The following is a 24454-nucleotide window of genomic DNA, read 5'->3' as shown; positions in this document are numbered from 1 at the left end:
ACCTAATTTTATTCAAAAAACGTGATCGGATCAATGGTCTCTTCCCCGTGGCGCAACGCGAAATAAAGGTTGCTGCCCTCAACGGAATAGTATTTGGTCGGCTCACTGACATAGCCGAGCACATCGCCCGCCTCCACATAAGCGCCCGCATGGAACGGAACTTCTTTTAACTGACCGTAAACGGCGGAATAGCCGTTGCCGAGATCCATCGTTACCGTGCATCCGGTCTCCTCGTTTGTGGAAATATCCGTAATGATGCCGTCAGCCGCGCAGGTCACCTTGTCATTGACCTCACCGGCAATGATGACCGCCGGATTGTAACGATAGGAATCGAGCGTCGCGTAATAGACGGTCTGATCCATACTGTAATTCATGATCACATTTCCCTGAAGCGGCCAGAGCAGTTCGGAGCTCTCCGAGAAATTTAACTCTGCCGTGGTCGTTCCGGTCGGAACCGCCGCCTCTGCCTCTTCTTCCACAGACTCCGTCTCCACGTCCGTTTCCACGGAAGGCATGACCTGCTCGGTCTGTGGTTCACTCACTTCCGGAAGCAGGATATTGGAAACATCCTCTGCCGGTTCCACTTCGGTTTCTTCCTCTGTCACATATTTTTCGCCATCCGGCTCTGCCTTCTGCTCATACTGCTCATTCCGATTCGTCTGCTCCGAAACGTAAATTCCTGTCATTCCCGCCGCCGCAACGACCATAAGCCCCGCCGCAAACATAAACTGTTTCTGTTTTAAAAATTTTCTCCATTTATCCTTTCTCATATCATCACCATCCATAGTCTTATTTTCTATGTATAGTGTTGACGTATTTTTACTTTTTATTCTGTTATTTCGATATTTGGAAAATAATATTTTAAAATTTCCACGCAGTCCTTCCCGTCCTTCGCGAGTTCGTTGGCTCCCCACTGGGATAATCCGTAGCCGTGTCCGAGACCTTTCGTGACAACACGCACCCGTCCGTCCACTTCCGCGATCGTAAAACACGCCGAGGCAAGCCCGAATCTGTCCCGGAACTCATCCCCGGATACCATCGTGCCGCAGACTGTCACCGAGGTCACATAACCGCCGTCATCCCTGCCGTCGATCGCGATCTGTGAGACCGGATCCGTCTCCTGAAATGCCGCATCCGGAAATATCTGCTCTAATTGTGCCAGAAATTCTGTTTTTTCAAAATAAATCACTTTCAGATAATCTTCCGACGGAAGATCCGCCTGACTGTCCACCCCGGTCAGATAAGGAAGTTCTCCCGCCGTCCTTGTCTTTCCCGCGCTGACTGCATGGTAGGGCAGCATCAGCGTGGTATTGCCGCCGTATGATACCGTGATATCTGCCGTGTCATCCACTGCATCCGCAAGGATCTGATAATCCGTGGCAAAGTTTTTCTCGCCGAACGCCGCCATCATCTCCTGGACGGAAAGTCCGCCCTCCGGCTCTCTGCCCGCCGCCACGGCATAGTCATAATTTGCGCGCGCGATCACTGCCTGCGCACGGATTGCCTCGCGCTCGCTGTCTACATGGATCTCTTTTGCCAGAATGGCGATCAGCTGTTCCCGTTCCTTTGGCATACTGCCCTGTGCCATCACCGCAGTCTCGGTAGCTGTCTCATAGACCGACTCCCCCGCAACCGGTGTCCCCTGAAAAAACACGGTCACGATATAGGGAAACAGAAATAAAAAGATTACGAGCGACAGCATGATTTTTATTTTTTCTTTCACTTTATGATCCCACCTTGTCCGTTTATTTTATGCATGGGATCTGTTTTTATGCTGTCGCTCTGCCAAATTACATTTTCTTTAAGATGATATTGCTCAGTTCGGCGAACTGTGCGAGTGAGAGCGCTTCGCCGCGGATCGTGACCGGAACGCCAAGCTCTGTGATACTCTCTTCGATCACTTCTTTGGAAAGCGTGAGCTCCCCGGAATTTTTCAGTCCGTTCGCGAGCGTTTTTCTGCGCTGGTTGAACGACGCGCGGATAATACGGAACATCAGCTTTTCGTCCTCCACCTGTACCGGCAGCTCCTTGTGTCTGGTCAGACGGATGACCGCGGAACCGACCTTCGGGCGCGGCATAAAGCAGTTTGGCGGTACGATCGCAACGATCTCCGGTGCGGCGTAATACTGCACTGCCAGCGAAAGCGCGCCATAGTCCTTGGTGCCCGGTCCGACCTGCATGCGGTCTGCCACTTCCTTTTGCACCATGACGGTGATGGAATCGATCGGCACATGGCTTTCAAACAGTCCCATGATGATCGGCGTCGTGATATAATAAGGAAGATTCGCAACGACCTTGATCGGTCTGCCTCCATTTTTCTCATCTGCCAGTTTTCTAATATCTACCTTTAAAATATCCTGGTTTATGATCTCCACATTGTCATACGCCCCCAGCGTATCGCCGAGGATCGGGATCAGGTTTTTGTCGATCTCCACTGCCGCCACTGCCCGCGCGTGCTCACACAGATACTGTGTCATCGTGCCGATCCCCGGTCCGATCTCAAGGACAAAATCATCCTTTGTCACATCTGCCGCCGCAATGATCTTTTCGAGTACATGCGTATCGATCAGAAAGTTCTGTCCAAATTTTTTCTGAAAATTAAAATGATATTTCTGCAGAACCTCTATCGTATTCTGCGGAATCCCAAGTGTTGCCATACGTTTTCCTTCCTTATTCTTCTATACCAAGCATAAATTTGTTCACAACGTGACAGACGCCGTCCTCATCATTGGAATAGGTGATAAAGTCTGCCGCTTCTTTTACCTCTTTTTGCGCATTTTCCATTGCCACGCCAAGCCCGGCGAACCGGATCATGGAGAGATCGTTAAATCCGTCGCCACAACAGATCATGTGGGACTTGTCCTCGCCGAGAAACGCGAGCAGCTTTCCAAGGGAGTATGCCTTGTCGATCTCCGGCGGCATGATCTCAAGGAAAAACGGTTCGGAACGGAAAATATTGAGCCGCGCGCCAAACTGTTCCCGCAGCTCTTTCTGTGCGTCAAAGATCTGTTTCGGTTCCCCGGTCATTAAGAATTTGTTTTCCGGGAAATCAATGTACTCCACAAAATTGTGAACCTCCTGCATCGGCAGATGGTTGATCCTTGCCTCAAGCTCGTTGTATTTATCTTTTCCATTTCCGAGCACGATCCCGGATTCCGTGTAGGATAAGATACCGATATTCATTTTTACCGCGTAATCATAGAGATGCTTTACATACTCTTCCGGAACGGTCTTATTGTAAACGACTTCTTTTGTCCTGCAGTTGATGATCTTTGCGCCGTTAAAAGAAAGGATATATCCGCCGTATTTTTCCAGCTCAAGCTCCTCCGCCAGCGGCAGTACGCCGGGTGTCGGTCTTCCGCTCGCAAGCACTACGGTCTTTCCCTCTTTCTGGATCCGCATCAGCGCTTCTTTTGTTTTCAGTGTGATCTCTTTTTTTGAATTGGTCAGTGTTCCGTCCAAATCCAGCACTATAATCTGATAAGCCATATTTTTTCTCTCTTTCGGAATTTCCTTATTTTATACCTGATTTTATTTCATATTTTACCATGTAAGTAAATATATCATACTCTGCGGCGAAAAGGAATCATTTCCCGCGCGCATCCTGTTTTTCGTACTGCGCCGCCGCCTCCACAAAATGCCGCGCAAACGCCGGGTTGGACGGATAGTACAGATGTGGGAAGCCCATATAGCAGGTGTCCGTCTCATGCACACAGTCCCAGCTTTTGCCGGAAACCGGCTTTTTCGCCACACAGTCCGCTCCATTATCCTCACTGTCGTAATAATGAAATTCATGACCGAGGATACGCGCGCCCTCATTTAGAAAATGCGGCTGTCTTTCCCGGACTTCCACATAGCCGAACCGCACGAGCTTTCCCTTGTATACACATTCTTTTGGCAGGACACCGCACATCGCATGGGAAACGCCATTTTCATCGACCAGTGCGCTGTGCAGATACATAAACCCTCCACATTCCGCGATCACGGGCATCTTTTTTTCCACGGCGTTTTGAACCGCCTTTCGCATTGCCGCATTTTTTTCCAGATCCGCCGCGAAAAGCTCCGGATAGCCGCCGCCCAGGATCAGTCCCGCGATCCCCTCCGGCAGTTTTTCGTCTGAAAGCGGGGAAAACGGGATGAACTCCGCCCCGTATTCCTCCAGCAGCCGCAGGTTGTCCTCATAATAAAAACAGAATGCCGCGTCTTTTGCGATCCCGATCCTTACCGCCTGCTTTGCCTTTTCCCTTTTGGCTTCGCGAACCGGAAACGCCTCTGTTTTTTCCCGCGCTGCGGCAAGGATCTTTTCTAAAGAAATGTGCTCCGAAAAAAGTTCGCCCGCCCGCTTTGTCTGCGCCTTTAAATCGGCGATCTCCTGTGGCATTTTAAGCCCAAGATGGCGGCTCTCGATCTTTAGATCTTTCACATTCGGGAAAAATCCACACACCGGGACGTTTAATTCTTCCTCGATCACCGGCGCGATCGTCTGATAAAAGCTCTCCGACACGCGGTTTAGAATGACACCGCAGATCCATTTTTCCACATCATAATGCAAGAATCCGGCTATGAGCGGAAGCAGGGAACGCCCCATACCGTGGGCATCCACGATCAGAACGACCGGCATTTTTAACGTACACGCGAGATCATAGGCACTCCCCTCCGCCTTAATGCCGCCAAGTCCGTCATAAAGTCCCATCACGCCTTCCACGATGGAAATGTCACAGGTTGCTTCACCTGCCGCAAAAAGCTCGCGCACCCCGTTTTCATCCGAGAAAAAAGTGTCCAGATTCCTTGATGGCACACCGATCACTTTCTGGTGGAACATCGGGTCGATGTAATCCGGCCCGCACTTAAACGCGCGCACGGAAAGCCCCCTGCTTTTTAACGCTTCCAAAAGCGCGCAGGTAAGCGTGGTCTTTCCACTGCCGCTCTTCGCCGCGGCGATCAGGATCCTTGGCGGATTCAGTGTTCTAACGTTTTCTTTTCTCATAAAACCTCTTTCTTTTACATCCAGTGGATTTTTGTAAAAATTCCACCCTACATCTGCATCGTACATAAATACACCGGATTTTCCGCCTGCATCAGATGGTAGTTCCCGACGACTTTCGCGCGGCTCACCTGCAGTGCCACGACCTCCGACTGTGTGACCTCCGTTTCTTTTAGGAGTGCTGTGATCTCCGAAACGGTCTCCAGACTGATCGCAGTGATGACAATGCGGATATGCGGATTTTTTTCTCTTAATACGTTTATGATCTCACGCAGGTTTCCACTGCTGCCGCCGATAAACGCATGGGTCGGCACCGGCAGTTCTTTTAATGCGTCCGGCGCTTTTCCGTGAACGACCGTGATATTTTTTAAATGAAATTTTGCCCGGTTCTGTTCGATCAGCGCCACGGCTTCTTCCTTTTGTTCCACTGCAAAGACGCGGAGCTTTGCGGAACGTGCGGCTGCCTCCACTGCAATCGAGCCGGTTCCGCTTCCGATATCATAGACCACGGAGTTTTCCGTCAGATGGAGCTTGCATATCGCGACTTCACGCACTTCCTCTTTTGTCATCGGTACTTTTCCTCGGATAAACATATCATCCGCCTTTTCCGGCGCAAGGTATCGATCCGCACAGGAAGCATTCTGCACCGCGCAGATATAGAGCCCTTCCTCCGTCACCTGTTCACACGCTTCCGGCGTGAGCGTGTCGATCTTCTGTTCCGGATAAGAGAGCTGGTAGCCGACTTTTACCGTACAGTCAGAAAGACCTGCCTCCTTTAATACCGCTCCGATCTGCCGGATGTCTTTTGCTCCGGAGACTAAGAGGATCGTTTTTTCATGGCAGCGCACAGCCTCTGCCACTTCCGCTTCCCATACATCCCTGCCGCCTTTTCCATGAATGCTCAGTATCTTGGCGTCCTGCCAGTTCATGCCGCAGGCAGCCGCAAAACAGGACACCGACGAGATCCCGGGCTGTATGCGGATTGAGATTTCTTCCGTTCTCTCTTTCTTCCACGCAGTCAGCTTCTGATACAGCTTTTCACATCCGCTGTAAAATCCGCTGTCACCGGAAAAAAGGATGACTGCGCGCACGGTCTCTCCCGCCGCCTGATCCAGCGCATCGGAAAGCACCGGGATGATGTCTTCTGCCAGATAATACGGAAGCGTTTCTTTTTTCGCATGAAGTCCGGCGAGCAGCCGCTTCGCGCCAAAGAGATAATCCGCCTTTTCCATGGCATCCTGCGTCTCCACGGTGCGCGTTCCCATTTCTCCCATGCCCGCTCCCGCAAGCACAATATCCATTCTGTTTTTAACCGGGATCGATACTCCCGTCAGTTCTTCCAGCTTGCGGCATACCGCAAGAAATGTCATCCCCGGCTCTTTCTCCGGGTTTCCGATCACGCAGAGTGTGATCCCGGCATGCGCTGCCGCCTCTGCTTTTTCCTGGAATCCACCCGTGATCCCACTCTCTTTTGTGACCAGATAGCGGATATCATACGCATGGATAAACGCCAGATTCATTTCCTCTGAAAAAGGCCCCTGCAGCGCAAGGATCTGTCTGCCTTCCAGTTCTTCCTTTTTGCAGAGCGCAAGGCTTTCCATCCCCGGCAGCACCCGCACATAAAGTCTCTTTTTTAATTCCGGATCCACACAGTAGACGGAAAGTTCCTTGCTTCCGGTCGTAAGCAGGACGTTTCCCGTTCCGCCATTTTTTATCTCTTCCTGCAATGCCTTCGCGCATGCGTGGCTGTCCGAAAACCAGAGCTCACGCTCCCCTCCATCCAACGCGGGAACCGCGGCTCCTTTGGTTTCCCGCTTTAACCGAAAATAAGGCAGCCCACTTTCGCGCGCACTGCCTTTTATATTTTTGGAAACCTCCGTTGCAAACGGATGTGTCGCATCCACGACCGCAAGAAACGCGCCGCTTTCCATAAGCCCACACATTTCCTCTGTATTCATTCTGCCCTGACGCACCGTAATGCCGCAAAGCTCCGGCATCACTTCTTTTCCATACTCGGTCGCCACGCAGACCACTGCCTCGATTTTTGCCCCGGAAAGCGCCATTGCCAGTTTTCTGCCTTCGGTCGTCCCGGAAAAGATCAGCACCTTTTTCATAGGCGGTATCCCCGCTTTGTCACCAGTTTTCCATCCATGATCTGTGACTGTGAATTGCCGATATAGACCGTTGTAAACATGTTGACCTCGCGTTCCCGCAGTTCTTTTAGGGTACACACCGAAATCTTCTCGCCCTCACGCCCGATATTTTCCACATAACCGCAGGCGCGCGTCTCCTCCATATGCGGCAGGAGAATGTCGCAGGCGCGCTTCAGATAATCCGCACGCTTATGGCTTGACGGATTGTAGATCGCGATCGCGAAATCTCCCTGTGCCGCCGCGATAAGACGCTTTTCGATCTGTTCCCACGGTGTCAGAAGATCACTCAGACTGATGACGCAGAAATCGTGATTGAGCGGCGCGCCAAGTCTCGCTGCCCCGCTGTTTGCCGCTGTGATCCCGGGGATCACGGTAAGTTCGCAGTCCGGATATCCGGCTCCGATCTCATACATCAGCGATGCCAGCCCATACACGCCCGCATCTCCGCTGCATACAAGCGCCACCTGTTTTCCCGCCATGGCGTTTTCAAAACACAGCTTGCAGCGCTCGATCTCCTGCTTCATCGGTGTCGATAATAATTCTTTCTCTTTAAAACGCTCGCCAAGCAGCTTTAAGTACACCGGATAACCCACGATCACATCGCTTTCTTCCAGCGCGGCGATCGCCTGTCCGGTCATCTGCTCCTCCGCGCCCGGTCCCATCCCTACGATATAAATATTATGCTTCATCTGTCCGCTCCTTTATTTATTCCATACGCACATTATACCATAGTTTTGCTTAAATTTTTCCGAAACATCCAGATTCCCATGAAAACGACTGTTCCGATGCCTTACCGCAGTTCCGGCGCCGGAGCAAGATTTTTGTCATATTCTTTTAAGTATGGGATTTTTTCTCTTACACGCGCGATCTCGTCCATATCGATCTCGCAGACCAGCACTTCCTCACTGCTGTCTGACGCCTGCGCGAGTACCTCTCCCATCGGAGAGACCACTTTGGAGCATCCGCCGGCTCCCTCCTCGATATTGTTGATCCCCATCACAAAGACGGTATCGTCCAATGCACGCGCCGGAAGCTGGATATGCCAGCGGTTCATTGCCGGAATGCTCCAGACCGAAGGCACAAGGATGATCTCGGCTCCTTTTAACGCAAGGATGCGGCTCGGCTCCGGAAATTCAATATCGTAACAGATGAGTGTTCCGATCTTCCCGACCGACGTTTCTAACGGTTCATACGCTCTTTTTCCATGCACAAAATAGTTCTGCTCTCTGCCCCACAGAAATGATTTCTGATATTCCGCAAGAATGCGCCCGTCACTTTCGATCACATATAAGCCGATATAAAGATCCTCTCCCTTTTTCTGCGGAAGCGGCAGTACCGTCACGGTATGTGTCTCCTTCGCAAGTGCCTGGAATTTCTCTAAGATCTTATCATTTTCCTTTACCGCGGCAAGGAAATCAAACGTTTCCAGATAATAGCCGCAGGTCCAGAGTTCCGGGAAAACGACAAGATCCGCTCCCTTTTCCACCGCGTCTTTAAACATCTCTATTCCATGTTCCACATTCTTTTCGACCTCCGTCGGAATGGAATGTATCTGTATCAGTCCTGCTTTCATTGATATCCTCCTGCCTTTATCTATAATACGCTTGATAAAAATTTCTTTGTTCTCGCGTTTTTCGGATTCGCGAAGATCTCTTTCGGATCTCCCTCTTCCACGATATAGCCGCCCTCCATAAAGATCAGGTGGTTGGATACTTCGCGCGCAAATCCCATTTCATGTGTGACTACGACCATCGTCATGCCTTCCTCTGCCAGATCCTGCATGACTTTTAACACTTCACCGACCAGTTCCGGGTCAAGCGCTGATGTCGGCTCGTCAAAAAGAAGGACTCTCGGTTTCATCGCCAGCGCCCGCGCGATCGCGACACGCTGCTGCTGTCCGCCGGAGAGATTTCCCGGAAATTCGTCCGCCTTGCTTTTCAGTCCGACCTTATCCAGCAGTTCCAACGCCTGCGCCTTTAATTCTTCTTTCGTTCCACGTTTTAATTTGGTCGGCGCGAGCATGATATTTTCCAGAACCGTTTTGTGCGGAAACAGGTTGAATTTCTGAAACACCATACCGACCTCCTGGTGCAGCTTTCTCTTATCATAAGCCGGTTCATTCACCACCTGGCCCTCATAGGTAATAGTTCCGCTGTTTGGTGTCTCTAACAGGTTGATGCAGCGCAGAAACGTGCTTTTTCCGGAGCCGGAAGGTCCGATCACGCTGATCACTTCCCCTTCCTTGATCTCCATATTGATATCTTTTAACACTTCCAGTTCTCCAAAAGATTTTGAAAGGTTTTTTACCGTTAAAATCGTCTCTCCCATTATTTCATCCTCCTTTCAAGCTTTGACAGTGCAAATGACAGGATGGTATTTAATACGAAGTAAAGCAATGCCAGTGAGGTATAGATCTCAACCGTCCGGAACGTGGACGATACCGCCTGTGTTGCCTGATGCGTCATCTCCGCCACACCGATGACTGTGAGGATCGAAGTATCCTTTACACTGATGATGAACTGGTTACACAAACTCGGCAGCATGATCTTTAATGCCTGCGGCAGAATGATACTGGTCGTGATCTGGAACTTGCTGAGCCCCAGACACACACCCGCTTCATTCTGTCCAGCATCGATCGACTGGATCGCCCCACGGACGATCTCCGCGATATACGCGCCGGAATTGAGTCCGATCGCCGCAATACCTGCAGTCAGCGCCGATACATCAAACTGAAACAGCATCGGAATCGCGAAATACAGGTACAATGCCTGAACCATAAGCGGCGTTCCCCGGATGATCGCGATATAAACACCCGCGATCCGATATAATACATTGTGTTTTCCAGCTCGAATCAGACCAACGAGAAGACCTATGATAAATCCCATCAGTATTCCCACGACTGCTATCAGCATTGTTATTTTTAAGCCTTTCATCAGAGTCGGAATTACATTTATTGTGTAGATCCACTGCATATCCATACTATGTCCTCCCTGTCTCTTTCTCTGCTATCCGCGCATTTTTTTATTCTTCACCGAACCATTTTTCATAGATCGCGTCGTAGGTTCCGTCTTCTTTAAATGCCTCAAGCGCCGCGTCGATATATTCGGTGTAATCCGAACCTTTCTGTAACATGATACCGTACTGGCAGCCATCCATCAGATTGCCCTCTACCTTGCATCCGCTGTCCGGATTCTGTGACAGATAATATTTCATATTCGGTGCGTCATAAACGACTGCATCCGCCGCTCCTCTCTGTACCTCAAGGTAAGCACTTTCGATATTCGGGAATGTTGTTACCGTACAGTCTTTTACGTTCTCATTTACATAATCGATCGATGCGGTTCCCTCTTTTAACGCAATCTTCTTTCCTTCGAGATCGGAGATCTGTGTGATGTCCTCATTGTCATCTTTGACAAAGATCTGAAGACCTGCGTCATAATAAGGATCTGAGATATCCATCACCTGTGCGCGTTCATCGGTGATCGTGATTCCCGCCATCGCCATATCCAGCTTATTGGTCTGTACCGACATCAGCAATGCGGTGAAATCCATCGGCTGTAAATCATATTCAAATCCAAGATAATCGCTGAGTGCCGCGAGCATATCAATATCAAATCCTACATAAGTGTTGCTGTCATCCGGGAAGCAGAACGGAACGAAACTTGTATCACATCCGACCGTCAGCTTCTTTCCTGCCAGTGAATCTTTGTAATCTCCACCGGTTACCGCTGCTGTCGTATCTGCCTGGGTATCTGCTGCTTCCGATGTTTCTTTTGCTGTATCTGTCGTCTCCTTCGCTGCGCTGTTGTCTGTACTGCTGCCGCATCCTGCCAGACAGGTTACTCCAAGTGCCGCTGTTAATAACATTCCAATCATTCTCTTTTTCATAAGAATTCCTCCTTCATCCTCTTAGTAATAAAATAAGGCGCAGATGCTCTTTGCACCTACGCCTTTGTAGTTTGTTCTGATGTGATTATCATAGCCTCTTTAAAACCATTTGTCAATACAAAATGTAATTTTTTTTTCATTTTTTATTCTGTTGCTCATTATTTATTCAAACAACTGAAAGCGGCTGCTGAACGCATCCAGCTTGCCGATGCGGTTTGTAAGCTCTATGCTGCGGTTTCTTCCGATCTCCACGAGGATTGCATTGATCAGCGTGAGCGGTGCCGTGAACGAATCAATGTAACTTGGCATGGCTGTTTCTGTCAGAAAGCAGTATGCCGCGTCCTTTACGATCGGTGAAACCGCCGAGTCCGTGATTGCGACCGTGACCGCGCCGCGCTCTCTCGCATAGGAAAACATTTCTTCCGTCACTTTGGAATACCGGCTGAACGTGATCCCGATCACAACATCCTCACCCGACACATCACAAAGCCTGTCCGCATGGCAGTCAAGGCTTGTGATCAGCTCGACATTTCCGAGTGTCATATTAAGATAATACTGAAAGAACTGTCCGAGCGCCGACGCGCTTCGCGCCGCAAGGATATAGATCTTTTTTGCCAGTATGATCTTCTGGCAGATTTCAAAAAACATATCCATGTCTAACTGGTCGAGCGTATGCTCAATGCGGTTAATGTCCTGTCTGAAGATCTCCGCGATCCCCGCTTCCTTCTCATCATATGCCTTGCGTGAGATCTCAAGTCGGTCTTTCATCGTCAGCTGTTCCTTCGCCGCCTTCTGCACCTCGTTTTTAAACTCCGGAAATCCCTTATGACCAAGGAAGGTGCAAAATCTTAATATACTTGCCTCACTCGTTCCCACCGCTTCCGCGAGCTGCTGGATATTATAATAAGAAACCGCGGTTATATTCTGAAGTACAAAATTTGCGATCTTCTTTTGTGTTTTACTCATTTTTTCATAATTATCTGCAATCGTTTCTTTTATCATAGGCGACTCCTCCTTTTTTTCTTCTTCTCTATCTTACCACAGATTTTTAAAATGATAAAGTATTTTTCATTTTTAATTTTTATGAAAAATATATTGACATTTGAAAAAGTGAGAAATATAATGACCATAAAAACAGAGCAAAGGAGCGATCGTTATGACACTAGAAGAATTAAAAGAAGAATACGCCACCAAAAACCCGTCATCCAAAAAGGCGTTTGACAACGCATGCAGCGATATCCCGGGCGGGATCACCGCAAACGTAAAATTTTTCGCGCCCTTCCCATTATTTATGAAAGAAGGACACGGTGCATGGCTTACCGATCTTGATGACCACAAATATGTAGACTACGTTCTTTCCTACGGTCCGCTCATCCTCGGTCATGAGCGAAAGGAAGTGCTTGATTCCATCCAGGATTATTTCGCGAAACACGGAACCATGCTCTATGGTACCCCGCATGAACTCGAAGATATCTTTGCAAAAAAGATCAAGAAACATTTTCCTTCGATCGAAATGTTACGTTATACAAACTCCGGTACCGAGGCAACGCTTTTATGTATCCGTACTGCTTTCGCCTACACCGGAAAATACAAACTCGCAAAATTTGAAGGCCACTACCACGGCGGCTATAACGAAGTATTAGTCAGCGTAAACCCGGATGTAAGCAAAGCCGGTGATCCCACACATCCGACTCCGCTTCCGGAATCAAAGGGAATTTCCGACCGCATGCTTGATGATACGATCGTACTTCCTTTCAATGATCTTGAAGCATGTACGGAGATCCTGACCAAGCATCAGGATGAAGTTGCCGCGATCATCATGGAGCCATTGTTCAGCGGAACCATTCCGGCTACCAAAGAATTTATGACCGGGATCCGTGCCCTCACCAAAAAGCTCGGCATCCTTATGATCATGGATGAGGTAAAGACCGGTTTCCGCATTACGCTCGGCGGCGCACAGCAGTATTATGATGTAAAGCCGGATCTCACCGCACTCGGCAAAGTCATCGGCGCCGGTTTCCCTGTCGGCATCGTCGGCGGACGTAAGGACATCATGAGCATGGCGGCTCCGCAGGGCTCCGACATCCTCGACAATTCCAACACCCGCTCCGCTGCGGATATTCTTTATCACAGTGGAACCTATAATGGTCATCCGATGATCTTAAACGCCGGACTTACCACGATCGGCATTCTTGAGCATGAGTTTGACGGTCTCTTAAAACGTACCGAACGCTTAAAGAACGGCATCCGCGACATCTATGCCGCACACGGGATCCACATCCTGACTCCGGGACTCGGTTCCATGTTCAACATCGCAGTCACTGAACTCTCCGACATCAAGACCTACCGTGACCTGCAGAAATCTGACTTCGCACTGCGCAAAAAACTCGATTACGCACTGCTTTTGGAGGGTATCTACAACAAACCGTGCAACCGCTACAACATGTGTACCGCGCACACGGATGAAGTCATTGACTTTACGCTCGAAGCCTATGAGAAAGCATTCAAACGCATTTAAAAAGGAGGGGTTTTATGAACAATTATGTCATTACCATCAACCGCCAGTTCGGCAGTCTCGGACGTCCGATCGCCCGGAAAATGTCTGAAATGCTTGATATTGAATACTATGACCGTGACATTGTAGACAGTGTCGCAAAAGAGATGGATCTGCCGGTCTCCGTGGTAAGCGATGAGGAAGAAACCGCGAAATCAAACTACTTCAGCATGAAGTTCCCGCTCGGAAACGGCACCACCGCCATGCAGCAGGATATTTTTGAAGCACAGCGGCGCATCATCTCAAACCTTGCGGATCGCGAGAACTGCATCATTGTCGGCCGCTGCTCAGACTACATTCTGCGCAACCATCCTTCCCTGATTCGCGTCTTCATTTACGCGCCGAAGGATGTCCGTTTTAAAAACTGCGTGGAAAATCTGCACATGTCCCCGGATCACGCGAAAAAGATGATCACCGACGTTGACAAGGCAAGAGATGCCTATCACATGCATTTCGCCAGATATCTTCCGAGTGATTTCAACCACAATGACATCATGATCAACAGCAGCTTCCTCGGTATCGACGGCACCGCCGCCTATCTCGTGGATCTTGTAAAACAAAGACTCAGCATACGATAATAAAAAACGACAAAAGGGAGCCGGAAATTTTCCGGCTCCCTTCTTCTATGTGCCATAACATGGACTTTCCTTGTACGCAATCATTTGAATTTAAGCATGAAAAGACTGCCTTAAAACGTATAAGCTCATTGTTCTGTATATAAATTTAACGGATTGTCAACATCCCGACCAACATACATAATCCTAAGAATTGTTACCACTTTTGTATCTGTATCCGGAATATAAAACACTGCATAATTATCTACAGGTAATACACGAAGACCGCGGCTTTTCCACGGTTCTTTTGTATATCTCCGATGCCGCTCCGGCATGGTATCCAGACTTAATATATGTTTTTCCAAACGTTCAAGCTGTCCGCTTGCATTTTCCGGTGATTGCAATTCAAAAGCAATATATTCAAAAATCCCTCTTAAATCACTGTCAGCCTGCTCAGATACTTCTACTTCATATATCATAAGCCATAGTCTTTACGAATGTCAGCAAAGGCTCTTTTCGCATTTTTTGTCTGTCCAGTCTGCATATCCGCATATCCTTTCTCCAATTCTTCATGAAACTCTGCCTCGGATAATGTGCTGATATCAACCGGTCTTGCAGATGGGAGTTTTACTTCAAACGGAAGTCCTCTCTGCAAAATGATCTGTTTATAAAACATATTGATAGCACTGGATGCCGGGATACCAAGCTTCGCCAGAATATTTTCTGCTTTTTCTTTGACATCCGGTTCAATTCTTGCATATAAATTTGCTGATTTCGTAGCCATGGATCATCTCTCCTTTCGAAAATAGTATTTCCTTATATTTTTATTATATGCAAATGTCCATACAATAGCAATACCGATTTTTCAACCAACCAGTACTCATTCTGCGCATACTCTGCTATAATAATCTCATCTATTCATCCAAAGGAGCATACACAAAATGAACGTTGTTATCGCAATCGATTCTTTCAAAGGAAGCCTGACATCCATGGAAGCAGGCAAAAGCGCCGCTGACGGAATAAAGAAGGTCCATCCGGACGCCGAAGTTGCGGTCTGCCCTCTTGCGGACGGAGGCGAAGGAACGGTAGAAGCCCTCACCGCCGGATGCGGCGGAATATTCACCGAGGTTACCGTTACCGGCCCGCTGGGGAAACCGGTCTCCTGCCGCTACGGCATTCTCGAAGAAAGCCAAACCGCGATCATCGAAATGTCCGGTGCCGCCGGGATCACGTTGATCTCCTCGAACGAGCGAAATCCGCTTGCCACAACAACCTACGGTGTCGGCGAGGTCATCCGGGATGCGGTAGGACGCGGATGCAGACATTTCGTCGTCGGGATCGGCGGAAGCGCCACCAACGATGGCGGGATTGGCATGCTTCAGGCACTTGGATTCGGATTTCTGGACAAAAACGGCAGACAGATCCGCCTCGGTGCCTCCGGTCTCGCCGACCTTTGTACGATCACCGATGATAACGTTCTCCCGGAGCTTTCGGAATGCACCTTCCGCGTTGCCTGTGATGTGACCAATCCGCTCTGCGGCGAACATGGATGCAGTGCCGTGTTCGGGCCGCAGAAAGGCGCTACTCCCACGATGATCGACCAGATGGATCACTGGCTCTCCGGCTATGCTGCGCTCGCCGGGAAGAAATACCCAAAAGCCGATCCATGTCATGCAGGCGCAGGCGCTGCCGGCGGTCTCGGCTTCGCGTTCCTCACCTTTTTAAACGCGACCCTGGAATCCGGAATCCAGATCGTCCTGGATGAAACGCATCTGTCCGACCACATCAAAAAGGCTGATATCGTGATCACCGGCGAAGGATGTCTGGACGGGCAGACCGTCATGGGAAAGGCTCCGATCGGCGTGGCAGGGATTGCAAAATCCTTCGGCAAACCGGTCATTGCCTTTTCCGGCTGTGTCACCCAAGAGGCTTACACCTGCAATGCGGCAGGGATCGACGCCTTTTTCCCGATCCAGCGGGGCGCAGTCTCTTTAGCGGATGCCATGAATAAAAAAAATGCCGCAGAAAATCTCTGCGACACTGTAGAACAGGTCTTCCGGCTGATCAGGACTTTTTCCGTTTAACCGTCTCAAGCCCGGAGCAGACCTTATCCGCATAGCAGACCAGCCAGCTCTCCCGGTACTTTGGCGGTCTGATATTTAACGGAAACATATGGCATGCGATGATATCACGCTCGATCTCGTTCAGTTTAAAATCTTCGAGCGCGTTTTCAAGCGCTTTTCTCGCGTGATGAAATCCATGCCATTTGTGGGAATCATCCTTTTCATGCCAGTCATACAAGAAATGATCATGGAGCAGCGCTCCGCGGATCAACGCTTTCTCATCGACCGGAATATGCATTTTCCACGCAAGATAAAAGCTGTAATGGGCAACCGAGACACTGTGCCGGAAAACACTCGTACAGCCGTGCTGCATATATCTGCCCGATTCGAGCATCCTCGAATTTTTACACACCTTTTCCAACTCCTGTTTAAAAAACGCTTCCTTCTCCGCCGGCAGCTTCTTTGTCATCTGACCACCTCATTCCCATAGAACCGCTCCAGCACTGCATGAAACTCCTCCGGCACATCCATGTTGACGCAATGGCCGGCTCCCTTTAAAATCACCACTTCCCCCTGCGGTTCATCCGCCTTCCAGTTCCAGACCGCCTGTTTCTCCATCGGGATATCATATTCCCCACACCCGATGATGAGCGGATAGTTTCGCTCCCTTTTCGGATGCACATTGACCATGTGTCCGAGCCCTGCAAGATAGCGGAAGGAACTTTTCGGAAAATGACTGTTCATCTCGTAAAACGCGTCCTGCGCCTCTTTCGTGTACGCGGATACCTTCTTATTCTCTTTCGCGAACCATCTGACCGAGACGAGCGCCCGGAGCATCATGCGCATCTGTTCTCCCGCGTTTTCCTTTTGCATGGTCATATCAAAATTATTGATATTATAGCCGCCAAAACAGGCGAGGGAACTTACATACTCCGGGTAATAGTTCGCAAAATCCTGTGCAAGCACCGCCCCAAGCGAGATCCCGACCAGATGTATCTTTTCGATCTTTTCCGCATCCAGTATTTCCCGGATCCAGACAGACATCTTCTCGATGCCGTCGCCTTTTTTCGTTTTCCGCGACTGTCCATGTCCGATGATATCCAAAAGAAGAATATTATACTGCCCTCCGAAATCTTCCACCTGCCGCGCAAACATATTGTGATCGACAAACGCCGCATGCAAAAACAGGATCCACTCCCGTTTTTCGCCGCCGCTTATATAATATACGATCGGTGATTTTTCCAGTTTCCGTTCTTCCATGCGTCTCTCCCTCTTTTGCACACGCCATGCTCTTTTCCAGGCTGTTTTTCCGTTTCCATAAAAAAACAGAGATGATAAGGATCTCTGCTTCCTGTCATCTCTGTCATCATAGCATATTTTTACTTTTCCGGGAACATCTTTCCAAAGATCATGCGCACCAACGGGCCTGCAAAAAAGATCTGCCAGCAGAGCGCCATCGGGAAATTGAGCGCCGTGGTCTGGATCCAGTTCGGGATCAGGGACGCATTCACTCCTTTAAAAAGCGCGGTCGCCACAAAGCTCATCATCGGGCACATCACACAGACCGTCATCGCAGAGATCGCAAGGATCACGAAGATCAGCTTATCCTCGCCCGGTGTCACAAAGCGGAACGCGAGCTTCTTTGCGAGCGGGCCTGCAAGAAACATTTCAAGCACAAATGCGACAAGCCCCATAAGCCACAGTTCACCGAACGCGAGCACAAATGCTTTTCCAGTCACTCCGCCCATGTCCATGGAAATATTGTATACCACCATCGCGTATACCATCACAAGTACCATCATAATCGTAAAAATAACATCCTGAAATTTTGTCTTTGGCATTTTTCCTCCTCTTCTGGCACAAAAAATAGTGAGACCTACGCAAATTTATAACTTTCATTTGATTATATGCGTATAATCTCACTACCATTTTCATCTGAGCCATTATGTAATTTTTTATTTCGTAGGTCATTATAGCGCAGATCTTCCGCGCGCGTAAGCCCTTTTTTCTTTTTCTACAAACGTGTAGAACAGCCGCGTATGATCGAACGGTTCTTTGGTCAATTTAACCTATTTTCATAATAATCTTCACACATTCATTGCAATTACTGCTTTTATCTACATTAGAAATATGACACTGTACATTTTTTCCCTGGTCTAGTAATTCCGAAACTCCCTTGCTATAATAACGTGGAATATATCCAAGTAATGTTCCTTCCAGATCCACAATCTTTATCGCATAAACGTCAAATTTATTTCCAATATCCTTTTGCAGAAAAACTTCGTCTCCTCTAGTAACTGTTATTGCATTTGAACAGTCTTCTCCTTGACAGCCTATATAATGTCTAGTTCCTGCCATAAAAAAACTCCGTGAAATATGGTCTTCTTCTGTACTTAAAATGGGGTCTATAAATTCAAGATTGTCAATTGGTAGTCTTGCACCACTGCGTTTCAACAATGTATATTCATCGTATTCCTGCATCCCATACTTTTTTAAAATATCCTTTATATTTTTCCTTTTTCTATCCGGCAGACGACTTGCAAAAATCGGAAATAATTTATTATCTTCATAGGATATGTTTTTATCTGGGAAGCAAAGTAAGAGCGAAAATCCGTCATCAACTGCTTCTTCAATTTCTTCACCATATTGAAATTTATATCCGCCATTTTTTATTAACTGCCCCACAATATACTGTTTCCTAGATCTCTCGGATTTCCAGATCAGATAGAGATAATCCTTTCCATCTTTAGCTGACATCTTCTCCCTCCTTATAAACTGTTTCCAACAGCTGAACCTTTGACAACAAATATCGTTTTATCAATTCCTGCCGTTTTGGAGATAAGATTTCTCCATATTTATTTAATATATCACAAACCGCTGTTTCTGTCACAGTAGTTACTGTCATTTTTGCAAAATCTTTTGTTTGCAAATAATAGTTATCTTTTAGATACCGCAGGACTTCCAAATGTGTTGGTTGCTTTTGATCTTTGCAAGAAATTCTTATAATTGATCTTGATTTTGTTTCTATCAGCGATTTCCACATTAATCTATCTTTTCCTAAATACTGCGATACCTTTTCTTCTTTTACATACGCACAAAGAGATGAACTGTTATCATACAAAGGGCTCAATTTCATATTTCCTTGTTCCAGTATTAATGCCCAGTTACTCTGATGCCTATCCGTATTTCCTATCAGAAAATCAAATATTAAAACCGGCAGAAAATCCTCAAACAAATGTAATGTTTCCAATGCTGTTTTTATCATTTCTATTGAATACCTATCACCTGTTTCCACATCTATAAGCCGGTCTGCGTCAAAACTACGGTATATCGTACTGATACAGTAAATGCCCTCAATCAGAACCATGCCCCTCCGATCCACAATATTATAACTCATAGATCCTTCTCTCCCTTTATAAGTTCCCAGTTCGAATTTTGCACATGGAATGTTTAATAACTGTGCCAAATCACACGCAATACATTCTGAGACATGATCTGTCGTTGCAACATCTTTTTTAAATTTAAACAAACCAACCTGTTCCGTATCCGGATTCATCAACCAAATCTTTTCACTTCTACCGCTACCTTCTGATGCTCCTTCGTATTCTGTCCAAAACGAAAAATCCTTCATTTCAATACATCCCCTCATCCTTGTATAAAAGTGTTACCTCTTTCTTCTCTTTGCCCCTCTATGTGATAAATATATCAAATATCGGTTCTTTGGTCAATTTGCCTTTTTCTCCATCACCTTGCAAAAAATGACTGCCGCCACGGTGCTCGCTATGGTCGCCACCATACCAGGTCCGACGATCGCCGCCGGATTTCCGCTTCCGTACTGGCTGCGGTACGCAATGATGTTTACCGGAATGAGCTGCAACGAAGATATGTTTAAGATCAAAAAAGTACACATCTCCTTTGACGCCACGCCGTTTCCGCTTTTCTTCTTTCCATTCTGAAGTCCCCGGAGCTCTTCCATCGCCTTTAACCCCGCCGGTGTTGCCGCCCAGCCAAGCCCGAAGACATTCGCGATAAAATTGGTCGCTATGTACTGAAATGCCTTATGTCCTTTCGGAATCCCCGGAAACAGAAAACGCAGATAGGGCATGAGACGTTTTGCCGCATTCTCAATGATGCCCGCCTCCTCCGCGATCCGCATGAGGCCGACCCAGAAAGACATGACTCCAACCATCGTGATCCCGAGCGCGACCGCTTCTTTTGCCGAGCTTAACGCCGCATCGGTGACGGACGGGAGCGTGCCGCTTAACGCCGCGTAAATGATACCGGTCAGTATCATGAATCCCCACAGATAATTCAGCATACCTGCCCCTTTCTTTTTTTGTTCATTTTATGTTGCATAATACCGGTTTGTTCCAACATATGATAAAACCAAGCACATTCCTTAGGATCTTCCATGAAAAAAATCTCGTTTCACCATATGTTCCAGAAAAAATATCTTCCCATATACGGCATCTTCGCCACCCTGTCCGCCTTTTCCTTTCTTCTGCTCTCCCAGCCGGCGGATGGCAGCTTAAAGAAAACTTACACAAGTTTTGACTGTTTCTGCACCGATCTGTTCCGGGAGAGCATCACCTCAAACACCATAAACCTGCATTATACGCTTGCCAATCCCGCTTCCTACGGGATAAAGGACTACAAGGTATCGCTTGGTTCGATCGGAAAGAAAAGCCATGAGCGGTCGCTTCTGGAATTGGAAAACGCAAACCACATCCTATCCGGTTTTTCCAGGGAGCAGCTGTCCGTTCCCGAGCAGATGACCTACGATGTCCTCTCCGACTTCATCAATGCAGAGCTGTCCGGTTCCGCCTACTATTACTACGACGAGCCACTCCGATCCTCCACCGGCACACAGGCAGAACTCCCGATCCTGCTTGCGGAGTACACCTTTCGCAACGAGAAAGATGTGACCGATTATCTGGAACTTCTTTCCGGGCTGGATACCTATTTTGAAGGGATCTGCACATTTGAGCAGGAAAAATCCGAGGCAGGGCTTTTTATGTCCGGGTTTGCCGCAAAAAATATCATTGCCCAGTGCGAGCAGTTTTTAAACAGTAAAGATGACCATTATCTGGTAAACACGTTTACCACACGGATCGATGCCGCAGGCTTTTTAACTTCTGAACAGAAAGATGCCTATAAGGCAAAAAACAGCCAGATCTTCACGGAGCATGTCCTTCCTGCCTACGAACATTTGAAAAACTGCATGAATGAGCTCTCCGGCACCGGAAACAATGAAAAAGGGCTCTGCCATCTTCCGGATGGGAAGAACTATTATACCCTGGTGATCCGCTCCTGCGCCGGCACTTCCGACTCCATCCCGGAGCTGGAAGCACTGGTCAAAAACAGACGTGATTCCGACCTTTCCGGGATCGGCGCCCTTTTAAAAAAGAATCCGTCGCTTGCCGTGGCATCCGAATCATATGACCTTTCAGACAGTGATCCGACCGCGATCTTAAACCATTTAAAGGATGTGATCACCGAGGATTTTCCTGCCCCGGTCGAAACAACGTTTACCGTAAAATATGTCGATGACGCCCTAAGCGACTATCTTGCTCCCGCGTTTTACCTGACCGCGCCGATCGACGACATTTCACAGAACTGCATTTACATCAACCCGAAAAGCAACTACACAAAAATGAAACTGTTCACCACACTTGCCCACGAAGGTTATCCCGGCCATCTCTACCAGACCGTCATGACCTCCACCTACGGCATTCCCACGGTGCGTTCGATCTTAAACTACCCGGGCTATACCGAAGGATGGGCTACCTATGTGGAAATGCAGTCTTACCACTATGCCGGTCTCGATGAGGATCTCGCCACACTCCTGCAGCTAAACCAGTCCGCCATTTTAAGCCTGTACTCCACCGCCGATTTTGGCATTCACTACGAAGGCTGGTCACTGGATGACACCCGGGACTTTTTCGCCAAATACGGTTTTACCGATCCGTCCACCATTCAGGAAATTTATGAACTGATCGTGGAGGAACCCGGTCACTACCAGAAATATTACATCGGCTATCTCAAGTTTCTGCAATTACAGGAGCAGGCAAGATCCATCTTAAAAGACGATTACTCCAATGCCCGTTTCCATGAAGCCATCCTGCGCATGGGGCCTGCACCTTTTCCGATCCTCGAAAAGTATCTGCCGGTGTATCTTTCCGCAGAAAATCAAAAAGGTACAGTCAGCTGACCTGACTGTACCCTGATCTTACGGATACCTCTTTACATTTCCTCAATGATCCGTCTTGCATCTTCTTCGGAAACCATTCTCGCATAGCTTCCGTTTTCAAATTCCATGACTGCGCCGATCCCTTTCTGGAATACGAAACGCAGCTTTCCGTCGCGCACCTTTTTATCGGTATAAAGTTTATGGATCAGTTCCTCTCTGTCGATATAATCCGGGATCTCGGTCGGCAGTCCTGCCTTTTTTAGCAGTGATACCACACGATCCACATCCGCTGCGCTGATGTAGCCATAGCTGTTTCCAAGGCGTACCTCCGCGGTCAGTCCGATGCCGAGTGCCTCGCCGTGCAGAAGCTGATAGCCGCTGACCGTCTCGATCGCGCGTCCTACCGTATGTCCGAGATTTAAGATCTCACGCAGACTCTTTTCCAGTTCATCCTTCATGACAACTTCATATTTGATCCTGCAGTTCTGCTCTGACACATGCTCAAGCACCTCCGGTTTAAACGCGAAGATGTCATCCATATGATCTTCCAGATAGGCAAAGAACTCGATGTCCGCCATGCACGCGTGTTTGATCGTCTCCGCAAGTCCGCTCACAAGCTGACGCTTCGGCAGTGTCTTCCATGACGCGATATCGATATACACCTTTTTCGGCTGATTAAAAAGCCCGATCAGGTTCGTTGCAAGCGGTGTGTCCACCGCCGTCTTTCCACCGATCGACGCATCCGCCGCCGCAAGCAGTGTCGTCGCGTAATTCAAAAACGGGATTCCCCTTCCGAATGTTCCCGCCACAAAACCGGCAAGATCTGTCACAACGCCGCCGCCGACCGCAATGATACAGCAGTCTCTGCGAAATCCAGCCGCAAGCATCGCGTCTTCGACTTCTTCCTTGGTCTTTCTGACCTTGCTTTTCTCTCCATTCGGAAATACAAAAAGCTGCGCCGTAAATCCCGCTTCGGTAAGCAGGTTACAGATCTTTTCCGCATGCAGATCCTTTACGATATCATCGGTCACGACAGCAAACTTATGCAAACCGCCAACCAGGCCATTCTTTAAGTCATTGACCAGTTTCTCTTCGAGTCCGTATCCGATCTCGATATCGTAGGAATCATCCACGACTTTCTTTAATCCAACGTGAAAATTGCTCATAAACTCCTCCTTTTTCCTTTATCTTTTATCCTTACCGCTCCAAAAGCGCCTGATAGACATCACGCTTGCTGATCCCCCGATCCTTTGCCACAAGCTTCATCGCTTCCTTACGGTCTGTTCCCTGATCTTCATAATACGCCATGTGTTCCTGTAACGTCATGGCCTCCCATTCTTTCTGCTGCTCTATTTTAAGCTCCGCGCGGCTTTTTCCTTCGATCACGATCACATATTCCCCGCGTGGCTCATTTTCCTGATAAAACGAAAGCGCTTCCGCAAATGTCGTCGGAAAAACTTCCTCATGTTTTTTGGTCAGCTCTCTGCAAAGCCGGATCCTCCGGTCACCCAATACCGCGTAAAGCTCTTCAAGTGTCCGGATCAGATGATGCGGTGCCTCATAGACAATGATCGTGCGGGTCTCTTTTTCCAGTTCCTTTACGATCTCCGCCCGCTCTTTTTTCTCGCGCGGCAGAAATGCCTCAAAGCAAAAACGTCTGGTCGCAAGCCCCGACATCGTGAGCGCCGTAATACAGGCGGCAGGTCCGGGCAGCGATGTCACCTCGATCCCCTCTTCCATGCAGATACGCACCAGATCCTCTCCCGGATCGGAAATGCCGGGCGTTCCCGCATCGGTGATGAGCGCGATATTTTTTCCCTCGCGCAGCTTCTCAACCAGCTGATACGCCTTCTCGATTTTATTGTATTCATGATAGCTCGTCATCGGCGTTTTGATCTCAAAATGATTCAAAAGCCGGATAGAATTTCTGGTATCCTCCGCAGCTATCAGATCCGCTTCCTTTAATGTGCGAAGCACCCGGAACGTGATATCCTCCAGATTTCCGATCGGTGTCGCACACAAATATAATTTTCCTGCCATAATCTGACTCTCTGTCAATCCCTCATCC

26 protein-coding genes are annotated in these 24454 nt (G+C 48.4%); 4 read left to right on the top strand and 22 right to left on the bottom strand.

The genetic code is table 11. From position 1 onward, the window contains the following. Positions 1 to 8: 8 nt before the first annotated feature. The 12 genes from H8Z76_RS09225 to H8Z76_RS09170 form a co-directional block, all read right to left on the bottom strand. The gene (locus H8Z76_RS09225; protein WP_022515750.1) at positions 9 to 770 is read right to left on the bottom strand and encodes a M23 family metallopeptidase; all 762 of its coding nucleotides are present in this window, start codon (positions 768 to 770) and stop codon (positions 9 to 11) included. 56 nt (positions 771 to 826) lie between these two features. Then, positions 827 to 1723 carry a SpoIID/LytB domain-containing protein gene (locus H8Z76_RS09220; protein ID WP_186982304.1) on the bottom strand — a complete coding sequence of 299 codons (897 nt, stop codon included), beginning with the start codon at positions 1721 to 1723 and terminating at the stop codon, positions 827 to 829. Positions 1724 to 1790: 67 nt separating this feature from the next. Then, positions 1791 to 2657 carry a 16S rRNA (adenine(1518)-N(6)/adenine(1519)-N(6))-dimethyltransferase RsmA gene (gene rsmA, locus H8Z76_RS09215; RefSeq protein WP_186982303.1) on the bottom strand — a complete coding sequence of 289 codons (867 nt, stop codon included), beginning with the start codon at positions 2655 to 2657 and terminating at the stop codon, positions 1791 to 1793. A 13-nt stretch (positions 2658 to 2670) separates the two neighbouring features. Next, complete coding sequence (locus H8Z76_RS09210; protein ID WP_186982302.1) at positions 2671 to 3489, bottom strand: Cof-type HAD-IIB family hydrolase; 819 nt, start codon at positions 3487 to 3489, stop codon at positions 2671 to 2673. A gap of 97 nt (positions 3490 to 3586) precedes the next feature. Continuing rightward, positions 3587 to 4987, bottom strand: coding sequence for a cobyrinate a,c-diamide synthase (locus tag H8Z76_RS09205; protein ID WP_243240508.1), 1401 nt, complete (start codon positions 4985 to 4987; stop codon positions 3587 to 3589). A gap of 47 nt (positions 4988 to 5034) precedes the next feature. Next, positions 5035 to 7098: a precorrin-6A reductase gene (cobK, locus tag H8Z76_RS09200; RefSeq protein ID WP_186982301.1), complete on the bottom strand. Its 2064-nt coding sequence runs from the start codon at positions 7096 to 7098 to the stop codon at positions 5035 to 5037. Continuing rightward, a complete protein-coding gene (gene cobJ / locus H8Z76_RS09195) occupies positions 7095 to 7826 on the bottom strand; it encodes a precorrin-3B C(17)-methyltransferase (protein WP_186982300.1) in 732 nt (243 codons plus the stop codon). The genes cobK and cobJ overlap by 4 nt, the downstream gene beginning before the upstream one ends. 101 nt (positions 7827 to 7927) lie before the next feature. After that, a complete protein-coding gene (locus H8Z76_RS09190; protein ID WP_186982299.1) occupies positions 7928 to 8710 on the bottom strand; it encodes a nitrilase-related carbon-nitrogen hydrolase in 783 nt (260 codons plus the stop codon). A 20-nt stretch (positions 8711 to 8730) separates the two neighbouring features. Beyond that, positions 8731 to 9465, bottom strand: a complete 735-nt coding sequence (locus H8Z76_RS09185; RefSeq protein ID WP_207723122.1) for an amino acid ABC transporter ATP-binding protein — start codon at positions 9463 to 9465, stop codon at positions 8731 to 8733. After that, on the bottom strand, positions 9465 to 10115 hold the full coding sequence (locus tag H8Z76_RS09180) for an amino acid ABC transporter permease (RefSeq protein WP_186982298.1): 651 nt from the start codon (positions 10113 to 10115) through the stop codon (positions 9465 to 9467). The genes H8Z76_RS09185 and H8Z76_RS09180 overlap by 1 nt, the downstream gene beginning before the upstream one ends. 43 nt (positions 10116 to 10158) lie before the next feature. Next, entirely contained in the window at positions 10159 to 11025 is an 867-nt protein-coding gene (locus tag H8Z76_RS09175; RefSeq protein WP_186982297.1) for a transporter substrate-binding domain-containing protein, read from the bottom strand. Positions 11026 to 11187: 162 nt separating this feature from the next. Continuing rightward, positions 11188 to 12027 (bottom strand): MurR/RpiR family transcriptional regulator, encoded by an 840-nt coding sequence (locus tag H8Z76_RS09170; RefSeq protein ID WP_186982296.1) that lies wholly within the window; start codon positions 12025 to 12027, stop codon positions 11188 to 11190. A 154-nt stretch (positions 12028 to 12181) separates the two neighbouring features. Between H8Z76_RS09170 and H8Z76_RS09165 the strand changes: the two genes are divergently transcribed. Beyond that, on the top strand, positions 12182 to 13543 hold the full coding sequence (locus H8Z76_RS09165; protein WP_186982295.1) for an aspartate aminotransferase family protein: 1362 nt from the start codon (positions 12182 to 12184) through the stop codon (positions 13541 to 13543). Positions 13544 to 13557: 14 nt separating this feature from the next. Continuing rightward, positions 13558 to 14157 (top strand): cytidylate kinase-like family protein, encoded by a 600-nt coding sequence (locus H8Z76_RS09160; RefSeq protein ID WP_186982294.1) that lies wholly within the window; start codon positions 13558 to 13560, stop codon positions 14155 to 14157. A 125-nt stretch (positions 14158 to 14282) separates the two neighbouring features. On the opposite strand, the gene H8Z76_RS09155 is transcribed toward H8Z76_RS09160, so the two are convergent. Together H8Z76_RS09155 and H8Z76_RS09150 are read right to left on the bottom strand one after the other, a co-directional pair. Beyond that, on the bottom strand, positions 14283 to 14612 hold the full coding sequence (locus H8Z76_RS09155; protein WP_186982293.1) for a type II toxin-antitoxin system RelE/ParE family toxin: 330 nt from the start codon (positions 14610 to 14612) through the stop codon (positions 14283 to 14285). After that, entirely contained in the window at positions 14609 to 14917 is a 309-nt protein-coding gene (locus H8Z76_RS09150; protein ID WP_186982292.1) for a type II toxin-antitoxin system RelB/DinJ family antitoxin, read from the bottom strand. The genes H8Z76_RS09155 and H8Z76_RS09150 overlap by 4 nt, the downstream gene beginning before the upstream one ends. A gap of 157 nt (positions 14918 to 15074) precedes the next feature. Here H8Z76_RS09150 and H8Z76_RS09145 point away from each other — a divergent pair, with 157 nt between their 5' ends. Beyond that, positions 15075 to 16217: a glycerate kinase family protein gene (locus H8Z76_RS09145; RefSeq protein ID WP_186982291.1), complete on the top strand. Its 1143-nt coding sequence runs from the start codon at positions 15075 to 15077 to the stop codon at positions 16215 to 16217. Here the strand turns inward: H8Z76_RS09145 and H8Z76_RS09140 are convergent. The 6 genes from H8Z76_RS09140 to H8Z76_RS09115 all read right to left on the bottom strand — a co-directional run bounded on the left by H8Z76_RS09140 (position 16198) and on the right by H8Z76_RS09115 (position 20514). Then, complete coding sequence (locus H8Z76_RS09140) at positions 16198 to 16665, bottom strand: HD domain-containing protein (protein WP_147619382.1); 468 nt, start codon at positions 16663 to 16665, stop codon at positions 16198 to 16200. The genes H8Z76_RS09145 and H8Z76_RS09140 overlap by 20 nt on opposite strands. Then, the gene (locus H8Z76_RS09135; RefSeq protein ID WP_147619381.1) at positions 16662 to 17456 is read right to left on the bottom strand and encodes an alpha/beta fold hydrolase; all 795 of its coding nucleotides are present in this window, start codon (positions 17454 to 17456) and stop codon (positions 16662 to 16664) included. Before H8Z76_RS09135 ends, H8Z76_RS09140 begins: the two co-directional genes overlap by 4 nt. 119 nt (positions 17457 to 17575) lie before the next feature. Then, positions 17576 to 18037, bottom strand: coding sequence for a DUF2798 domain-containing protein (locus tag H8Z76_RS09130; protein ID WP_022515118.1), 462 nt, complete (start codon positions 18035 to 18037; stop codon positions 17576 to 17578). Between the two features lie 223 nt (positions 18038 to 18260). After that, positions 18261 to 18953, bottom strand: a complete 693-nt coding sequence (locus H8Z76_RS09125) for an HIRAN domain-containing protein (protein WP_147619380.1) — start codon at positions 18951 to 18953, stop codon at positions 18261 to 18263. Beyond that, entirely contained in the window at positions 18943 to 19827 is an 885-nt protein-coding gene (locus tag H8Z76_RS09120; RefSeq protein ID WP_147619379.1) for a HipA domain-containing protein, read from the bottom strand. The genes H8Z76_RS09125 and H8Z76_RS09120 overlap by 11 nt, the downstream gene beginning before the upstream one ends. 93 nt (positions 19828 to 19920) lie before the next feature. Further along, the gene (locus H8Z76_RS09115; RefSeq protein ID WP_022515117.1) at positions 19921 to 20514 is read right to left on the bottom strand and encodes a nucleoside recognition domain protein; all 594 of its coding nucleotides are present in this window, start codon (positions 20512 to 20514) and stop codon (positions 19921 to 19923) included. 93 nt (positions 20515 to 20607) lie between these two features. Here H8Z76_RS09115 and H8Z76_RS09110 point away from each other — a divergent pair, with 93 nt between their 5' ends. Then, positions 20608 to 22407 (top strand): DUF885 domain-containing protein, encoded by a 1800-nt coding sequence (locus H8Z76_RS09110; protein WP_243240507.1) that lies wholly within the window; start codon positions 20608 to 20610, stop codon positions 22405 to 22407. Positions 22408 to 22439: 32 nt separating this feature from the next. Here H8Z76_RS09110 and aroB read toward each other — a convergent pair whose 3' ends face one another. Both aroB and rsmI read right to left on the bottom strand, forming a co-directional pair. Next, complete coding sequence (gene aroB / locus H8Z76_RS09105; RefSeq protein WP_186982290.1) at positions 22440 to 23552, bottom strand: 3-dehydroquinate synthase; 1113 nt, start codon at positions 23550 to 23552, stop codon at positions 22440 to 22442. A gap of 31 nt (positions 23553 to 23583) precedes the next feature. Next, positions 23584 to 24426, bottom strand: a complete 843-nt coding sequence (gene rsmI / locus H8Z76_RS09100; protein WP_022515114.1) for a 16S rRNA (cytidine(1402)-2'-O)-methyltransferase — start codon at positions 24424 to 24426, stop codon at positions 23584 to 23586. Between the last annotated feature and the right edge of the window lie 28 nt (positions 24427 to 24454).

Origin of the sequence: Roseburia yibonii, assembly GCF_014297335.1 — a bacterium.
Lineage (GTDB): Bacteria > Bacillota > Clostridia > Lachnospirales > Lachnospiraceae > Roseburia_D > Roseburia_D yibonii.
The sequence above is the reverse complement of the archived record's forward strand: the minus strand, read 5'-3'. Positions and strand labels throughout refer to the sequence as shown.

Excerpts from the sequence above, each read along its gene's own strand:
- H8Z76_RS09110 (WP_243240507.1), top strand. The coding sequence starts at position 20,608 with ATGAAAAAAATCTCGTTTCACCATATGTTCCAGAAAAAATATCTTCCC.
- H8Z76_RS09205 (WP_243240508.1), bottom strand. The coding sequence starts at position 4,987 with ATGAGAAAAGAAAACGTTAGAACACTGAATCCGCCAAGGATCCTGATC.
- cobK (WP_186982301.1), bottom strand. The coding sequence starts at position 7,098 with ATGAAAAAGGTGCTGATCTTTTCCGGGACGACCGAAGGCAGAAAACTG.
- H8Z76_RS09190 (WP_186982299.1), bottom strand. The coding sequence starts at position 8,710 with ATGAAAGCAGGACTGATACAGATACATTCCATTCCGACGGAGGTCGAA.
- H8Z76_RS09180 (WP_186982298.1), bottom strand. The coding sequence starts at position 10,115 with ATGGATATGCAGTGGATCTACACAATAAATGTAATTCCGACTCTGATG.
- H8Z76_RS09210 (WP_186982302.1), bottom strand. The coding sequence starts at position 3,489 with ATGGCTTATCAGATTATAGTGCTGGATTTGGACGGAACACTGACCAAT.
- H8Z76_RS09150 (WP_186982292.1), bottom strand. The coding sequence starts at position 14,917 with ATGGCTACGAAATCAGCAAATTTATATGCAAGAATTGAACCGGATGTC.
- H8Z76_RS09140 (WP_147619382.1), bottom strand. The coding sequence starts at position 16,665 with ATGACAAAGAAGCTGCCGGCGGAGAAGGAAGCGTTTTTTAAACAGGAG.
- H8Z76_RS09135 (WP_147619381.1), bottom strand. The coding sequence starts at position 17,456 with ATGGAAGAACGGAAACTGGAAAAATCACCGATCGTATATTATATAAGC.
- H8Z76_RS09160 (WP_186982294.1), top strand. The coding sequence starts at position 13,558 with ATGAACAATTATGTCATTACCATCAACCGCCAGTTCGGCAGTCTCGGA.
- rsmI (WP_022515114.1), bottom strand. The coding sequence starts at position 24,426 with ATGGCAGGAAAATTATATTTGTGTGCGACACCGATCGGAAATCTGGAG.
- H8Z76_RS09165 (WP_186982295.1), top strand. The coding sequence starts at position 12,182 with ATGACACTAGAAGAATTAAAAGAAGAATACGCCACCAAAAACCCGTCA.
- H8Z76_RS09120 (WP_147619379.1), bottom strand. The coding sequence starts at position 19,827 with ATGAAGGATTTTTCGTTTTGGACAGAATACGAAGGAGCATCAGAAGGT.
- rsmA (WP_186982303.1), bottom strand. The coding sequence starts at position 2,657 with ATGGCAACACTTGGGATTCCGCAGAATACGATAGAGGTTCTGCAGAAA.
- H8Z76_RS09145 (WP_186982291.1), top strand. The coding sequence starts at position 15,075 with ATGAACGTTGTTATCGCAATCGATTCTTTCAAAGGAAGCCTGACATCC.
- H8Z76_RS09155 (WP_186982293.1), bottom strand. The coding sequence starts at position 14,612 with ATGATATATGAAGTAGAAGTATCTGAGCAGGCTGACAGTGATTTAAGA.
- H8Z76_RS09125 (WP_147619380.1), bottom strand. The coding sequence starts at position 18,953 with ATGTCAGCTAAAGATGGAAAGGATTATCTCTATCTGATCTGGAAATCC.
- H8Z76_RS09225 (WP_022515750.1), bottom strand. The coding sequence starts at position 770 with ATGAGAAAGGATAAATGGAGAAAATTTTTAAAACAGAAACAGTTTATG.
- H8Z76_RS09115 (WP_022515117.1), bottom strand. The coding sequence starts at position 20,514 with ATGCTGAATTATCTGTGGGGATTCATGATACTGACCGGTATCATTTAC.
- cobJ (WP_186982300.1), bottom strand. The coding sequence starts at position 7,826 with ATGAAGCATAATATTTATATCGTAGGGATGGGACCGGGCGCGGAGGAG.
- H8Z76_RS09185 (WP_207723122.1), bottom strand. The coding sequence starts at position 9,465 with ATGGGAGAGACGATTTTAACGGTAAAAAACCTTTCAAAATCTTTTGGA.
- H8Z76_RS09175 (WP_186982297.1), bottom strand. The coding sequence starts at position 11,025 with ATGAAAAAGAGAATGATTGGAATGTTATTAACAGCGGCACTTGGAGTA.
- aroB (WP_186982290.1), bottom strand. The coding sequence starts at position 23,552 with ATGAGCAATTTTCACGTTGGATTAAAGAAAGTCGTGGATGATTCCTAC.
- H8Z76_RS09170 (WP_186982296.1), bottom strand. The coding sequence starts at position 12,027 with ATGATAAAAGAAACGATTGCAGATAATTATGAAAAAATGAGTAAAACA.
- H8Z76_RS09130 (WP_022515118.1), bottom strand. The coding sequence starts at position 18,037 with ATGCCAAAGACAAAATTTCAGGATGTTATTTTTACGATTATGATGGTA.